Raw genomic sequence first — 13,958 nt, 5'->3', positions numbered from 1 at the left:
GTCCCGTCCTCTCCACCGTCCACCCCTCGGGCCCCGGGCAGCAGGGCCGATGGTCCCGATCGGGTCGGCCGGAGGTCCCTGGGGTCGGCTCTCCCGCAGCGGGTCGCCGCCACGGGGCGGACGATGGGAGGACGAGGGATCCGAGGAGAGCACCATGGGCACCGCGGACACCGAGCCGCCGGCCGTGCGGCGACGGTCCCGTCTCGGCCGGTGGGTCGTCGCCCACCCGCCGGCCGCCTACGTCGTCCTCGCCTACGTGCTGTCGTGGGGGTACTGGGTCCCGCTCGCCCTCGGCGGGCAGACCGTCGAGGCCGGCGTCGGCCGGCCGAGCCAGCTCCCGGGACTGCTCGGCCCGCTGGTTGCCGCGGTGGTCGTCACCGCCCTGGTCGACGGCCGGGCCGGCCTGGCGGACCTGGGCCGCCGCATGACCCGGTGGCGCGTGGGCTGGTGGTGGCTGTCCGTGGTCGCCGTCCTGGCGGTCGGCGCGGTCGGGCTGGCGGTCGTCGGCGCCGTCGACGACCCGGGCGACCTGACCCGGTACAGCGGGATCGACGCGGCGGCCGGCCCCGTGGTGACCGTCGTCCTGGCCCTCGTGGTCAACGGACTCGGTGAGGAGACCGGGTGGCGCGGGTTCCTGGCCGACCGTCTGCTCCGTCGGCACGGCCTGACCACCACGGCCCTGCTGGTGGCGGCGGCCTGGGCGCCGTGGCATGCACCGCTGTTCGTCGTGATGGCCTCGTTCTCGGGCTTCACCGTCCCCGAGGTCCTCGGCTGGGTGATCGGCCTGACCGCGGGATCGGTGGTGCTCACGTGGCTCTACCGCGGCTCCGCGGGCAGCATCCTGCTCGTCGCGGTCTGGCACGTCGCCTTCAACCTCACCTCGGGGACCCCCGGGACCGCGGGCACCGTCGCCGCGATCAGCTCGACCGTCGTCATGGTCGCCGCGGTGGTGGTCGTCGTCGCGGACCGGCGACGGCGGCGGTGATCAGCCCCAGACCGCGAGCGCCACGGTGCCGACGTAGATCGCCGGGATCGCGACACCCTCGAAGCCGATCCCCCGCCGGTCGCGCACGACGAGCCCGGCGGCCAGGGTGGCGGTCATCAGCAGGGTCCCGCCGACCAGCACCAGGCCGGTCGACCCCGCGTCGGTGTAGACGGACCCGGGCAGGTACGCCGCGTCCGCCACGGACACCATGAGCATGTCGTAGACGTTGCCGCCGATGATGTTGCCGATACCGAGGGTGAACTGGCCCATCCGGACCGCGGTCACCAGCACCACGAGCTCGGGCAGGGAGCTGATCCCCGTGGTCAGCGTGAAGCCCACGACCCCGCCGTCGAGCCCGGTCGCCTCGACCACGGACAGACCCGCCCGGCCGACGAGCCAGCCCGCGACGCCGACGACGACGCCGAGCCCGGCCAGCGACCACCACAGCCGCGGGGTCGAGCGACCGTCCTCGTGGCCGTCGTCCCCGTCGCCCCCGTCGTCGTCCTCCGTCTGCGGGGTGCGGATGGGCTGCCACATCGGCGCCTTGTGCATCTGGCGCAGCAGCACCAGCCCGTAGCCGTACAGCACGGGGATGAGCAGCGTCAGCCAGTGCACCCACCCGATCGTCAGGTCCGGGGTGGCGGCGGCGACCACGGGCACCGCCAGCAGGGCGACGAGGATCAGCGACTGCAGGACGTTCTGCAGGGAGGCGGCCGCGTGCTCGAGGTTGACCCGGCGGTAGACGAGGTCGGCGATGGCCAGCCACACGGTCTGCACCGCCACGCCGCCCACGGGGTTGGCGAGCGCGAACCCGGCGTCACCGCCGAGGGACCCCGTGAGCACGGTGACCAGGCCCGGCAGCGAGGTCACCGCCCCGAGGAGCAGGGCGCCGCCGACCGCGTCGCCGAGCCCGGTCCGCTCGGACAGCGTGTCGGCGACCCGCGTCAGCCGCACACCCGCCAGCACGATCACCCCGGACATGGCCGCCAGGGTCACGAGGCTGGGCAACAGGTCCCACGGCATGCTGAACATCGGCCTGACGCTACCCGGGCAGATCGATTCGCTCTCGCCGAGGGGCACCGGTCGCCCGGCGGGCAGGCCCCTGGTCGCCAGGAAGCCAGGAAGCGGGGAAGACCTGGTGGTGGGCCCGGAGGGACTCGAACCCCCGACATCCACGGTGTAAACGTGGCGCTCTGACCAACTGAGCTACAGGCCCCGGTAGCGCAGGACAGGATACCCGGCCGCGCCGTCACGCCGAACATCCGCCGTGCGGTTCAGACCTCCGCGAGCGCCGCCAGGTAGTCGTCGAGGTCGCGCCGGGCACCCCGCGGCAGCACCGTCGACCAGCGCACGAGGCCGTCGGCGTCGATGAGGAACGAGCCGCGCAGCGCGTGCCCGGTGGCCCGGTCGAACACGCCGAAGGCCTGGGCGGCACGGCCGTGCGGCCAGAAGTCGCTGAGCAGGTCGAACCCGAAGCCCTCGACCTCCTGCCAGGCCCTGAGGGTGAACACCGGGTCGGTGGAGACCGCGAGGATCCGCACTCCCGCGGCCTCGAACTCGCCGGCGTGGTCGCGCAGCTCGCCGAGCTCCGCGGTGCAGGTGCCGGAGAAGGCGAACGGGAAGAACACCACGAGCACCGGTTCGCCGCGCAGGTCGGCCAGGTGGGTCGGGGTGCCGTGGGTGTCGGGCAGCGTGAAGTCGGGGGCCGGGTCGTCGGCGCCCGGCACGGTGCCGTCGGCCATCTGCTTACCGGCCGCGGGAGGCGAGCCGCGTGGCGGACCAGTCCTCGCCGGCGGCGAACGTGCTGGTGGCGTGCAGGCCCGCGGTGGTCGACGCCTCCTGGATCTCGCTGTGGCCGACGTGGCCGTCGCGGCCGGGCTTGCGGGTGAGCAGCCAGATCTGGCCGCCGTCGTCGAGAGCCGTCTGGACGTCGACCAGCATGTCCGTCAGGTCGCCGTCCTCCTCGCGCCACCAGATGATGACGCCGTCCACGACGTCGTCGTACTCCTCGTCGGCGAGCTCCTCGCCGACGACCGCCTCGATCGCCCCGCGCAGGGGTTCGTCGACGTCGTCGTCCCACCCGAACTCCTGCACGACCTGACCGGTGGTGAACCCGAAGCGTGCCGCCAGGTTGTCCGCCTGCTGTCCCACGAGGACCTACGTTCCTTCCGTCATGCCGTCGGCGCCGCCCGGCGCCCTGTCTGCTTCCTGCTGTGCGTCAACGTAGTGCACGCGCGCCCCGGATGCCCGCCCAGCCCCCCGCATGGGCCCACCTGACCACTTCAGCACGGGGTGACATGACGTAGATCACGGATTCTTGACCGCTCCCTGGTGTCAGTGCGGAGCAAGTGGGGACACAATGTGTAGTGACCCCCTGTGGGTGCTCCCGCGCCGTCGCGATCCCGACGACGCAGGCGACGCGCACGGGACGCCTGACACGGGCGCGCGCCGGACCCTCGGCGACCGCCCGCAGAAGAGAGAGGTTGCTGGTGGCTTCGTACGACGAGACCGGACCGTTGATCGACGGTCTGCTCAGCGCTGTGCCGGACATCGACCCGTCCGAGACCTCGGAGTGGGTGGAGTCCCTCGACGGGTTGATCGACGACAAGGGCGGCCCGCGCGCCCGCTACGTGATGCTCAACCTGCTGCGGCGCGCTCGCGAGCGCAACGTCCAGATCCCGACGTCGGTCGCGACGCCGTACGTCAACACGATCGGGGTGCACGAGGAGCCGTACTTCCCCGGCGACGAGACGATGGAGCGCCGCTACCGCTCCTGGATCCGCTGGAACGCCGCGGTGATGGTGACCCGCGCCCAGCGCCCCGAGATCTCGGTGGGCGGCCACATCTCCTCCTACGCCTCCGTGGCGACGCTGACCGAGGTGGGGCTCAACCACTTCTTCCGCGGCAAGGACCACCCGGGCGGCGGCGACCAGGTCTACTTCCAGGGGCACTCCTCCCCCGGCCAGTACGCCCGCGCCTACCTCGAGGGCCGGCTGTCGGCCGACCGGCTGGACGGGTTCCGCCAGGAGAAGTCCCACGAGGGCGGCGGGCTGCCCTCCTACCCGCACCCCCGGCTCATGCCGGACTTCTGGGAGTTCCCGACCGTCTCGATGGGTCTCGGCCCGGCCTCGGCGATCTACCAGGCGTGGACGAACAAGTACCTGCACAACCGCGGCATCAAGGACACCAGCCAGCAGGACGTGTGGGCGTTCCTCGGCGACGGCGAGATGGACGAGCCGGAGTCGCGCGGCATGCTGCAGCAGGCCGCCCACCAGGGGCTCGACAACCTGACGTTCGTGGTCAACTGCAACCTGCAGCGCCTCGACGGCCCGGTGCGCGGCAACGGCAAGATCATGCAGGAGCTGGAGGCCCAGTTCCGCGGCGCCGGCTGGAACGTCATCAAGGTCGTCTGGGGCCGTGAGTGGGACGCCCTGCTCAACGCGGACAAGGACCGCGCCCTGGTCAACCTGATGAACGCCACCCCGGACGGCGACTACCAGACCTACCGGGCCGAGTCCGGCGCGTTCATCCGCGAGCACTTCTTCGGCCGCGACCCGCGCACGAAGGCCCTCGTCGAGAACATGACCGACGAGGACATCTGGAACCTGCGCCGCGGCGGCCACGACTACCGCAAGATCTTCGCCGCCTACTCGGCGGCGCGGTCGCACACGGGCCAGCCCACGGTGATCCTCGCCCAGACGGTCAAGGGCTACGGGCTCGGGTCAAGCTTCGCGGGCCGCAACGCGACGCACCAGATGAAGAAGATCAAGAACGAGGACCTCAAGGCGCTGCGCGACAACCTGCGCATCCCGCTCAGCGACGAGCAGATCGACGCCGAGCCGGGCCTGCCGCCCTACTACCACCCGGGCATGGAGGACGAGTCGATCCAGTACATGCTGGAGCGCCGTCGTCAGCTCGGCGGGTTCGTGCCCGAGCGGCGCTCGTCGCCCAAGGCCCTGTCGCTGCCGCAGGACAAGTCCTACGAGATCCTCAAGAAGGGCTCGGGCAGCCAGCAGGTCGCCTCGACGATGGCGTTCGTCCGCCTCCTGAAGGACCTCATCAAGGACAAGGAGTTCGGCCGGCGCATCGTGCCGATCATCCCCGACGAGGCCCGCACGTTCGGCCTGGACTCGATCTTCCCGAGCGCGAAGATCTTCAACACCGCCGGGCAGAACTACCTGGCCGTGGACCGTGAGCTCATGCTGAGCTACAAGGAGTCCGAGTCCGGGCAGATCATGCACACCGGCATCAACGAGGCCGGGTCCGCGGCCGCGTTCCAGTCGGTCGGCACCGCCTACGCCACGCACGGCGAGCACATGGTGCCCGTCTACATCTTCTACTCGATGTTCGGGTTCCAGCGCACCGGCGACCAGTTCTGGGCGGCCGGTGACCAGATGACCCGCGGGTTCATCATCGGTGCCACGGCGGGCCGCACCACGCTGACCGGTGAGGGGCTTCAGCACGCGGACGGGCACTCGCCGCTCATCGCGGGAACCAACACCGCGATGGTGCAGTACGACCCGGCCTTCGGCTACGAGATCCGCCACATCGTGCGCGACGGTATCGAGCGCATGTACGGCGACGGCTCGGACGGTCGCGACCAGAACGTCATGTACTACCTGACGGTCTACAACGAGCCGATGGTCCAGCCGGCCGAGCCGGAGGACGTGGACGTCGACGGCATCCTGCACGGCATCCACCGCGTCTCCGCGGACAGCGGCGACGGCCCCCGGGCCCAGCTGCTCGCGTCGGGCGTCGGGGTGCCGTGGGCGCTCGAGGCGCAGGAGCTCCTGCGCTCCGACTGGGGCGTCTCGGCCGACGTCTGGTCGGTGACGAGCTGGAACGAGCTGCGTCGCGACGCGCTCGCCGCCGAGCACGACGCCCTCGTCGACCCGGCCGCCGAGCCCCGCGTGCCGTACGTGACGCAGAAGCTGTCCGACGCCGAGGGTCCGTTCGTGGCCACCAGCGACTACGACCACCTGGTCCCCGACCAGATCCGGGCGTGGGTGCCGGGTGACTACGCGGTGCTCGGCGCCGACGGCTTCGGGTTCTCCGACACCCGGGCCGCCGCACGCCGGTACTTCCTCATCGACGGGCCGTCCATGGTCGTCAAGACCCTGCAGCAGCTCGCCCGCCGGGGCGAGGTCGCCCAGGACGTCGTGGCCAAGGCCGTCGAGAAGTACCGCCTCACCGACGTCAACGCCGGCACCTCCGGTGTCGCGGGCGGGGACGCCTGACCCACCGCGGCCGACCGCAGCACGACGACGGCCCCGCCACCTGTCCGGTGGCGGGGCCGTCGTCGTGGCGGGACTGTCCGGCTCAGGAGGAGGCCTGGCGCGCCTCCGCCTCGTCGATCGCGGCGACGAGGTCGTGCCGCATCGCCTCGACCTGGTCGTGGTCCGGGTGCGCCTCCAGCGCCTCCAGGTGCTGCCTGGCCTCGAACACCCGGTCGGCCTCGAGCGCGGCCAGGACGAGCTGGCGGCCGACCTCGGGCACCTGCTCGCGCGTGCGCCAGTGGCCGATGCCGAGACCGAGCGCCTCGACGGGCATGTGCGCGTCCCGCAGGATCTCGAGGCTCTTCGCCAGCGCTACCCCGGACGGGTCGCGCTCGGTCGCCGTCGTGAAACGACGCACCGCACCCTCGGGGTCGTCGTTGACGGAGAGCCGGCCGAGCTCGACCAGCGGGCGCCAGGCGCGAGGGTGGCCGGCGAGCTCCTCGGCCAGGGACCACAGCGCCAGGTCACCGGCCTGGATCGGCTCCTCCTCCGGCTCGGCGGTCAGGGGGTCGTCGGGGTTGTCGGGCTCGGACGCGTGACGACGCACGAGATCGGCGAGCGCGTTGAAGGCGCGCTCGTCGTTCGGGTCGTCGTGGAGCATCGCCCGCAAAGAGTCTTCGTGCACGGTGTCACCTCGCCGTCGGGTCTCGGTGGGCCTGCGGACACCCACCGTGGAGGTGGACCGTGTCCGCCGGATGAGCTGGCGGAGCCGAGACATCATGGCCATGAACCGACCCTATCGCCTGCGCCTCCTCGGGGCCGGGCGAACGCGCCCCGGGCACACGACGGCCACCATTTGTGCAATCCCCACAACGATGGCCCTATCCTCGGGAGCATGTCGACCACGACCGTCTCGCGCGACGAGAACGTCCAGCGCGTCCGTGAAGGCCTCGGGCTGCTCACGAACGCCGCCATGCGCCGCCTCGACGAGGAGGTGAGCTGGTACCGCCAGCTGCCGGCCGAGGACCGCTCCTACGTGGCGCTCGTCGCCCAGAGCGGCATCAACGCGTTCGCGACCTGGTTCGCCGACCCGACCCAGACGCCGCACGGCGTCGGCGAGATGTTCGCCGCCGCTCCCCCGGAGCTGACCAGGTCGATCTCGCTGCAGCACACCCTGCAGCTGGTGCGCCTGATGGTCGACGTCGTGGAGTCCTACTCGGACCAGATCGCCGCCCCGGGCTACGAGCGCGAGCTGCGCGAGGCCGTCCTGCGCTACTCGCGCGAGGTCGCGTTCTCCGCGGCCGAGGTCTACGCCCGCGCCGCCGAGGTCCGCGGCGCCTGGGACGCCCGTCTGGAGGCCCTGGCCGTGGACGCGCTCGTGCGCGGGGACACCGACGACGCGCTGCGCTCGCGCATCTCCGCGCTGGGGTGGAGCGGGCGCGGCCAGGTGCTGGTCGTGGTCGGCGAGGCGCTCGACGGGCTGGACGACGTCGGCACCGCCGAGCTGCGCCGGGCCGCCCGGCGGGCCGCGGGCGACACGCTCGTCGGCATCCACGGCGACCGGTTGGTGCTGGTCCTGGGCGGGGACACCGACCTGGTCGCCGCCGCCACCAGCCTCATCGGCCGGTTCGGGCCCGGACCCGTGGTCTTCGGGCCGGTGGTGCCCACGATCGCCGAGGCCACGGCGTCGGCGCGCTCCGCCCTGGCCGGACTCGCCGCCGCCGCCGCCTGGCCGCAGGCCCCCCGGCCGGTCCTGGCCGACGACCTGCTGCCCGAGCGGGTGCTCACCGGGGACCAGGAGGCCCGCCGGACCCTCGTCGCCCAGGCGTACCTGCCGTTGCAGCAGGCCACGGGTGCGGTCCTGGAGACGCTCTCTGCCTACCTCGGTACCGGCCGCTCCCTGGAGGCGGCGGCCCGTCGTCTGTACGTCCACCCCAACACCGTGCGCTACCGGTTGCGCAAGGTGTCCGAGATCACCGGGTGGGACCCCCTGGACGCCCGCGAGTCGTTCGTGCTGCAGATCGCCCTGGCGCTGGGACAGCTCGACGACGCCCCCTGATTGCCGATTCCCACAACCGGCGGTGGCCAGGTTGGTGCACGTCGCGACGCTCGGGGTCAGAACCCAGGTGGCACCGTGGTGTCGTGCTCGCCGTCGTCTGCCCTGGACAGGGCTCTCAGAACCCCGGGATGCTCAGCCCCTGGCTGGAGCTGCCCGGCACCGCCGACCTGCTCGACTCCTTCTCGGCCGCGGCCGGGACCGACCTGACCCGGCACGGGACCACGTCGGACGCGGAGACGATCCGGGACACCGCCGTCGCCCAGCCGCTGATCGTGTCGGCCTCCCTGCTCGCGCTGCGCGCGATCCTCGACGGCCGCGACACGGCCGAGGTCGTCGACGTCACGGCCGGGCACTCCGTCGGTGAGCTGGCCGCCGCCGCCGTCGCCGGCGCGCTGGACGACGCCGGGGCGGTCGGGCTGGTCTCCCACCGCGGACGCGCCATGGCGGACGCCGCGGCCGCGTCGCCGTCGGGCATGAGCGCGGTCGTCGGGGGCGACCCCGAGGACGTCCTGGCCGCCATCGAGGCGGCCGGCCTGTTCCCCGCCAACGTCAACGGCGGCGGCCAGGTCGTCGCCGCCGGGTCCCGGGAGGCGCTCGCCGCGCTGGCCGAGCAGCCCCCGGCCCGGACGCGCGTCGTGCCGCTGCCGGTCGCCGGCGCGTTCCACACCCCGTACATGGAGCCGGCCCGCGGACGCTTCGAGCAGGTCGCCACCACGTGGCTGGCCACCGACCCGCGCCTGCCGCTGCTCAGCAACGCGGACGGCGCCGACTACGGCTCCCTGGGCGAGGGCTCGCACGGCCACGGCCGCTCCGCCGACCTGCTCGCCCGCCTCACCGCCCAGATCACCGCGCCCGTGCGCTGGGACCTGTGCCAGGCCTCCCTCGCCGACCGCGGCGTGACGGGACTGCTCGAGCTGGCCCCCGGCGGTGTCCTGGCGGGCCTGGCCAAGCGTTCGCTGAAGGGCGTCGAGTCCGTCGCCGTGAAGACCCCCGACGACGTCGAGGCCGCCCGCGACCTGATCGCCCGGCACTCGGCCGTCGGCGGCGCGGCATGAGCGCACGGGCGCTGCGCCAGGGCGCGCCGGTGCTCCACTCGCGCATCCTGGGCATCGGCGGCGAGCGCGGCAGCCGCGCCGTCACGAACGACGAGGTCGCCGGCCCGATCGACTCCTCGGACGAGTGGATCCGCCAGCGCACCGGCATCGTCACGCGCCGACGCGCCACGGACGACGTCGAGGTCCTGGACCTGGCCGAGGCCGCGGCCCGCCGCGCGATGGACGCCGCCGGCGTGACCGGCGCGGAGATCGACACGATCATCCTGTCGACCATCACGTACTACCACCAGACACCCTCGGGCGCGGCGGTGCTGGCCGACCGGCTGGGCGCCTCGCCGGCCGCCGCCTACGACATCTCGGCGGCCTGCGCCGGGTACGCCTACGGCGTCGGGCAGGCGGACGCGCTGGTCCGTGCCGGGGCGGCGCGCCACGTGCTGGTCATCGGTGCCGAGAAGCTGAGCGACATCATCGACCCCACCGACCGGTCGATCTCGTTCCTCCTCGGTGACGGCGCCGGGGCCGTCGTCGTCGGCCCCTCCGACACCCCGGGCATCGGCCCGACGGTGTGGGGGTCGGACGGCTCCCGCTCGCAGGCGATCCGCCAGACGCACTCCTGGAAGGAGCTGCGCCAGGACCCCGACCTCGGCTGGCCCACGCTGCGCCAGGACGGCCCGACCGTCTTCAAGTGGGCGAGCTTCCAGATGGCGCCCGTGGCCGCGAAGGCCATGGCCGAGGCCGGCGTGGAGCCGCAGGACATCCAGGTCTTCGCCCCGCACCAGGCGAACATGCGGATCATCGACCAGATGGTCAAGCAGCTCGGCCTGCCCGAGCACGTCGTGGTCGCCCGGGACATCGCCGAGACCGGCAACACCTCGGCCGCCTCGATCCCGCTGGCCCTGGACCGCCTCCTGGCGGAGGGCCAGGCCCGTTCCGGCGACCTGGCGCTGCAGATCGGCTTCGGCGCCGGCCTGGTGTACGCCGCGCAGGTGGTCGTGCTGCCGTGACACCCGCCCCGTAGAGTCCGACCCTGGTGGTGCGCAAGAATCGCACCGCCGCATCCCGACCTGGTGCCGGAGGACCGGTACCCCGTTCAAGGAGAGAAGCACCCCATGGCTCACACTTCTTCCGAGATCCTCGACGGCCTCGCCGAGATCGTCGCCGAGGAGACCGGCCTGCCGACGGACACCGTCACGGCCGAGAAGTCCTTCACCGACGACCTCGACATCGACTCGCTGTCGATGATGACCATCGTGACCCACGCCGAGGACAAGTTCGGCGTCCGCATCCCGGACGACGAGGTCAAGAACCTCACCACCGTCGGCGACGCCGTCACCTACATCGAGGGCGCGCAGAGCTGACCCGGCTCCCCCGCCCGCGCGGGCAGGCCGGCCCTGCCGGTCTGCCCGCGCCGCCCGTCCACCGCCGACCTTCGTTCTCAGGAGCACCGTCATGACCGCCCCAGCCTCGCGCGACGTCGTCGTCACCGGCCTCGGCGCCACCACCCCGCTCGGCGGGGACGCACCCTCGACGTGGGCGGCCGCGCTCGCCGGCGAGTCCGGTGCGCGCACGATGGACAACGACTGGTCGGAGACGTACGGGATCCCCGTCACCTTCGCCGCGACGATCAAGGAGCACCCCTCCGAGAAGCTGTCGCGCCCGGAGATGAAGCGGATGGACCCCTCGACCCAGTACGCGATGATCGCCGCGCGGGAGGCCTGGCAGGACGCCGGCGCCCCCGAGGTCGACGGCGAGCGGCTCGGTGCGGTGGTGTCCTCCGGCATCGGTGGCATCTGGACCACGCTGGACGCCTGGGACACGCTGCAGGAGCGGGGCGCGCGTCGCGTGCTGCCGATGACGGTCCCCATGCTCATGCCGAACTCCCCGGCCGCCTACGTCTCCCTCGAGCTCGGCGCCCAGGCCGGTGCGCACGCGCTGGTCTCCGCCTGCGCGTCCGGTGCCGAGGCGATCGGTTACGGCATCGACATGATCCGTGCGGGCCGGGCCGACGTCGTCGTCTGCGGCGGCACCGAGGCCACGATCCACCCGATGCCGATCGCCGCGTTCGCGGCCTCGCGCACGCTCTCGCTGCGCAACGACGACCCGCAGGGCGCGTCACGCCCGTACGACGTCGACCGGGACGGGTTCGTCATCGGCGAGGGCGCGGCGGTCGTGGTGCTGGAGAGCGCCGAGCACGCTGCCGCCCGCGGCGCCCGCGTCTACGCGAAGATGGCCGGCGTGGGACTGTCCTCCGACGCCTACCACATCACCTCCCCCGACCCGGAGGGCAAGGGCCAGGTCGCGGCGATGCGCCGGTCGCTGGCGGACGCCGACGTCGACGGGGCGGAGGTCGTGCACGTCAACGCCCACGCCACGTCCACGAAGGTCGGCGACCTCACCGAGACGCGGTCGATCCGCACCGTGCTCGGCGACGACACCGACCACGTGCGGCTGTCCGCGACGAAGTCGATGACGGGCCACCTGCTCGGCGGCGCCGGTGCCCTGGAGGCGCTGTTCACGATCAAGGCGGTGCACGAGCGCCTCGCCCCGCCGACGATCAACGTCGTCACCCCCGACCCGGAGCTGCAGGTCCCGCTCGTCCGCGACGAGCCGGCGACGCTGCCCGACGGCGACATCGCCGCCGTCAACAACTCCTTCGGGTTCGGCGGGCACAACGTGGCGCTGACCGTGACCAACGCCTGAGCGTCCCCCCACCCACGACGGCGCCCCACCGGTTCGAGCGAACCGTTGGGGCGCCGTCGTGCACGGAACCTCCGAACCCGCCAGGGGCGGGCGCGCGGGACTACCCGACGCGGTGCAGCCAGCGCACGGGAGCACCCGCACCCGCGTAGCGGAACGGCTCGAGCTCGTCGTCCCAGGCGCTGCCGAGGGCGAGGTCCATCGCCTCGCGCAGGGCGCGCGGGTCGGGCGAGGACTCCATGGCGCTGCGGACGCGGTCCTCGGGCAGGACCACGTTGCCGTGCACGTCGGTGACGGCGTGGAAGATGCCGAGGTCCGGGGTGTGCGACCAGCGGGCGCCGTCGCTGCCGTGGCTCGCCTCCTCGGTGACCTCGTAGCGCAGGTGCTCCCAGCCGCGCAGCGCGGACGCCAGGCGGGCACCGGTGCCCTGGGCTCCCTGCCACGCGTGCTCGGCGCGGTACAGACCTCGCCCGGCGGGCTGAGGGGTCCAGTCCAACGAGACGTCAGTGCTCAGCACGTTGCCCGCCGCCCACTCGAGGTGGGGGCACAACGCGCGCGGCGCCGAGTGCACGAAAAGCACACCGCGGGTGATGACACCAGCCATGTTGTCCTCCCTGGTTCCGAGATCCGTCTTCCCCTACGTCCTCGGTAGCCACGAAGTTCCTGGTCAGGCCATCTTTTGCGGCGTGTCGACTTGCTTCTCGGAGACATACTGCCGCAGCGTCGGGGAACACGCGAGAGTGATTCGGACATTTGAGGCCGCTCAGAGGCGCTCGCGCAGCTCCCGCATCGCCTTCTTCCGGACGCTGCGCTCCAGCCGGTCCAGGTAGAGCTTGCCGTCCAGGTGGTCGCACTCGTGCTGCAGGGCACGGGCCATGAGGTCGGTCCCCTCGACGACGACCTCGTTGCCGTCGAGGTTGATCCCCTCGACCCGGGCGTACCAGGCGCGTGTCGTCGGGTAGAACAGGCCGGGCACCGAGAGGCAGCCCTCGTCGCCGTCCTGCTGCTCTTCGGAGACGTCGACCAACCGCGGGTTGAGGACGTAGCCGAGGTCGTCGTCGACGTTCCAGGCGAACGCCCTCAGGTTGACGCCGATCTGGTTCGCGGCCAGGCCGGCGCGACCCTCGGTGTCCACGGTCTCGAGCAGGTCCGCGACGAGTCCCCGCACGCGGTCGTCGATCGTCGTGATCTCTTCGCACGCCGTCCGCAGCACGGGGTCGGGCACCACCCGGATCTCTCGCATCGCCATGGCGGACATTCTTCCACGGCGCCACGCTGACCAGCGCCGCCACGGACTCCGGGCGGGCCGCCGTCACAAGGGCTCCACACGGCGCTTCCGGTAGGCTCACCGCCGCGCCCCGTTAGCTCAGTCGGTCAGAGCAGTCGACTCATAATCGATCGGTCGCCGGTTCAAGTCCGGCACGGGGCACGGTCCCCGGGCGACGGTCAGCAGGCACGCCTGGCCCGGCCGGCGGCGTCGCGCCGAGCATGCAGCCGCTCCCCGTCCGCGCCGGCGGCGGCAACCGGTCATACCATGGAGACGATCCCCTGGAGGGGTCCCCGGCTCACCCTGAGGCGCGCCATGTCCACCATGCCGTCCCCACCTCGACACCGGCAGTCGGCGCCCGGTGCGCGGCGACGCGCGTGGCTGTGGTTCGCCAGTGCCCCGGTGTTCTTCGTCGTGGCGTTCGCCGCCGGCGAGGGGCTGTCCGCCTTGCTCGGTCTTGTGGAGGGCGACGTGTCCCGGTTCACCTGGCGAGAGCTCCTCGTGCTGGTCGTCGCCCTGTCCGTCGTCGCGGTGCCGGCCGTGGGCGCACGGGTGGTAGCGCGACGTGCGCACGGCGACGTGCTGACCCGGCTGCCCGGCTGGATCCTGGTCGCCCTGGTGCTGTTCTTCCTCGTAGCCAACTTGGTGGGATTCCTCGTCCCACCCGCGCCGGACTGAG

14 protein-coding genes and 2 tRNA genes are annotated in these 13,958 nt (G+C 72.6%); 9 read left to right on the top strand and 7 right to left on the bottom strand.

Annotated features, from left to right (window positions below):
• Positions 1-154: 154 nt before the first annotated feature.
• Positions 155-985, top strand: coding sequence for a CPBP family intramembrane glutamic endopeptidase (locus HLI28_RS13150; protein WP_171248016.1), 831 nt, complete (start codon positions 155-157; stop codon positions 983-985).
• On the opposite strand, the gene HLI28_RS13145 is transcribed toward HLI28_RS13150, so the two are convergent.
• The 4 genes from HLI28_RS13145 to HLI28_RS13130 all read right to left on the bottom strand — a co-directional run bounded on the left by HLI28_RS13145 (position 986) and on the right by HLI28_RS13130 (position 3,136).
• On the bottom strand, positions 986-2,017 hold the full coding sequence (locus HLI28_RS13145) for a sodium:calcium antiporter (RefSeq protein ID WP_216077732.1): 1,032 nt from the start codon (positions 2,015-2,017) through the stop codon (positions 986-988).
• 107 nt (positions 2,018-2,124) lie between these two features.
• A tRNA-Val gene (locus HLI28_RS13140) sits at positions 2,125-2,201 on the bottom strand.
• Positions 2,202-2,259: 58 nt separating this feature from the next.
• Entirely contained in the window at positions 2,260-2,727 is a 468-nt protein-coding gene (locus HLI28_RS13135) for a peroxiredoxin (protein ID WP_171248015.1), read from the bottom strand.
• Positions 2,728-2,731: 4 nt separating this feature from the next.
• Positions 2,732-3,136: a DUF3052 family protein gene (locus HLI28_RS13130; RefSeq protein ID WP_171248014.1), complete on the bottom strand. Its 405-nt coding sequence runs from the start codon at positions 3,134-3,136 to the stop codon at positions 2,732-2,734.
• Positions 3,137-3,474: 338 nt separating this feature from the next.
• Between HLI28_RS13130 and aceE the strand changes: the two genes are divergently transcribed.
• Entirely contained in the window at positions 3,475-6,222 is a 2,748-nt protein-coding gene (gene aceE, locus HLI28_RS13125; protein ID WP_171248013.1) for a pyruvate dehydrogenase (acetyl-transferring), homodimeric type, read from the top strand.
• An 82-nt stretch (positions 6,223-6,304) separates the two neighbouring features.
• Here aceE and HLI28_RS13120 read toward each other — a convergent pair whose 3' ends face one another.
• Positions 6,305-6,886, bottom strand: coding sequence for a hypothetical protein (locus HLI28_RS13120; RefSeq protein WP_343035833.1), 582 nt, complete (start codon positions 6,884-6,886; stop codon positions 6,305-6,307).
• Between the two features lie 210 nt (positions 6,887-7,096).
• Between HLI28_RS13120 and HLI28_RS13115 the strand changes: the two genes are divergently transcribed.
• From HLI28_RS13115 to HLI28_RS13095, 5 genes are all read left to right on the top strand, one after another.
• Positions 7,097-8,260, top strand: a complete 1,164-nt coding sequence (locus tag HLI28_RS13115; protein WP_171248011.1) for a PucR family transcriptional regulator — start codon at positions 7,097-7,099, stop codon at positions 8,258-8,260.
• 83 nt (positions 8,261-8,343) lie between these two features.
• Positions 8,344-9,315, top strand: a complete 972-nt coding sequence (locus tag HLI28_RS13110) for an acyltransferase domain-containing protein (RefSeq protein ID WP_171248010.1) — start codon at positions 8,344-8,346, stop codon at positions 9,313-9,315.
• On the top strand, positions 9,312-10,319 hold the full coding sequence (locus HLI28_RS13105; RefSeq protein WP_171248009.1) for a beta-ketoacyl-ACP synthase III: 1,008 nt from the start codon (positions 9,312-9,314) through the stop codon (positions 10,317-10,319). Before HLI28_RS13110 ends, HLI28_RS13105 begins: the two co-directional genes overlap by 4 nt.
• Positions 10,320-10,424: 105 nt before the next feature.
• Entirely contained in the window at positions 10,425-10,673 is a 249-nt protein-coding gene (locus tag HLI28_RS13100; RefSeq protein ID WP_171248008.1) for an acyl carrier protein, read from the top strand.
• 91 nt (positions 10,674-10,764) lie between these two features.
• Positions 10,765-12,015 (top strand): beta-ketoacyl-[acyl-carrier-protein] synthase family protein, encoded by a 1,251-nt coding sequence (locus HLI28_RS13095; protein ID WP_171248007.1) that lies wholly within the window; start codon positions 10,765-10,767, stop codon positions 12,013-12,015.
• A 100-nt stretch (positions 12,016-12,115) separates the two neighbouring features.
• Here the strand turns inward: HLI28_RS13095 and HLI28_RS13090 are convergent, their stop codons facing one another.
• A complete protein-coding gene (locus HLI28_RS13090) occupies positions 12,116-12,616 on the bottom strand; it encodes a DUF3145 domain-containing protein (protein WP_171248006.1) in 501 nt (166 codons plus the stop codon).
• A gap of 159 nt (positions 12,617-12,775) precedes the next feature.
• Complete coding sequence (def, locus tag HLI28_RS13085) at positions 12,776-13,261, bottom strand: peptide deformylase (RefSeq protein ID WP_171248005.1); 486 nt, start codon at positions 13,259-13,261, stop codon at positions 12,776-12,778.
• 106 nt (positions 13,262-13,367) lie between these two features.
• Here def and HLI28_RS13080 point away from each other — a divergent pair.
• Positions 13,368-13,441: transfer RNA gene (locus HLI28_RS13080), tRNA-Ile, on the top strand.
• A gap of 153 nt (positions 13,442-13,594) precedes the next feature.
• Positions 13,595-13,957: a hypothetical protein gene (locus HLI28_RS13075; RefSeq protein ID WP_171248004.1), complete on the top strand. Its 363-nt coding sequence runs from the start codon at positions 13,595-13,597 to the stop codon at positions 13,955-13,957.
• Position 13,958 lies beyond the last annotated feature (1 nt).

Source organism: Isoptericola sediminis (genome assembly GCF_013085345.1).
Classification (GTDB): Bacteria; Actinomycetota; Actinomycetes; order Actinomycetales; family Cellulomonadaceae; genus Isoptericola; species Isoptericola sediminis.
The sequence above is the reverse complement of the archived record's forward strand: the minus strand, read 5'-3'. Positions and strand labels throughout refer to the sequence as shown.

Bases quoted from the DNA above. Each gene is read 5' to 3' on its own strand.
- HLI28_RS13150 (WP_171248016.1), top strand. From the start codon at position 155: ATGGGCACCGCGGACACCGAGCCGCCGGCCGTGCGGCGACGGTCCCGT.
- HLI28_RS13145 (WP_216077732.1), bottom strand. From the start codon at position 2,017: ATGTTCAGCATGCCGTGGGACCTGTTGCCCAGCCTCGTGACCCTGGCG.
- HLI28_RS13135 (WP_171248015.1), bottom strand. From the start codon at position 2,727: ATGGCCGACGGCACCGTGCCGGGCGCCGACGACCCGGCCCCCGACTTC.
- HLI28_RS13115 (WP_171248011.1), top strand. From the start codon at position 7,097: ATGTCGACCACGACCGTCTCGCGCGACGAGAACGTCCAGCGCGTCCGT.
- HLI28_RS13105 (WP_171248009.1), top strand. From the start codon at position 9,312: ATGAGCGCACGGGCGCTGCGCCAGGGCGCGCCGGTGCTCCACTCGCGC.
- HLI28_RS13100 (WP_171248008.1), top strand. From the start codon at position 10,425: ATGGCTCACACTTCTTCCGAGATCCTCGACGGCCTCGCCGAGATCGTC.
- HLI28_RS13095 (WP_171248007.1), top strand. From the start codon at position 10,765: ATGACCGCCCCAGCCTCGCGCGACGTCGTCGTCACCGGCCTCGGCGCC.
- HLI28_RS13090 (WP_171248006.1), bottom strand. From the start codon at position 12,616: ATGGCTGGTGTCATCACCCGCGGTGTGCTTTTCGTGCACTCGGCGCCG.
- def (WP_171248005.1), bottom strand. From the start codon at position 13,261: ATGGCGATGCGAGAGATCCGGGTGGTGCCCGACCCCGTGCTGCGGACG.
- HLI28_RS13075 (WP_171248004.1), top strand. From the start codon at position 13,595: ATGTCCACCATGCCGTCCCCACCTCGACACCGGCAGTCGGCGCCCGGT.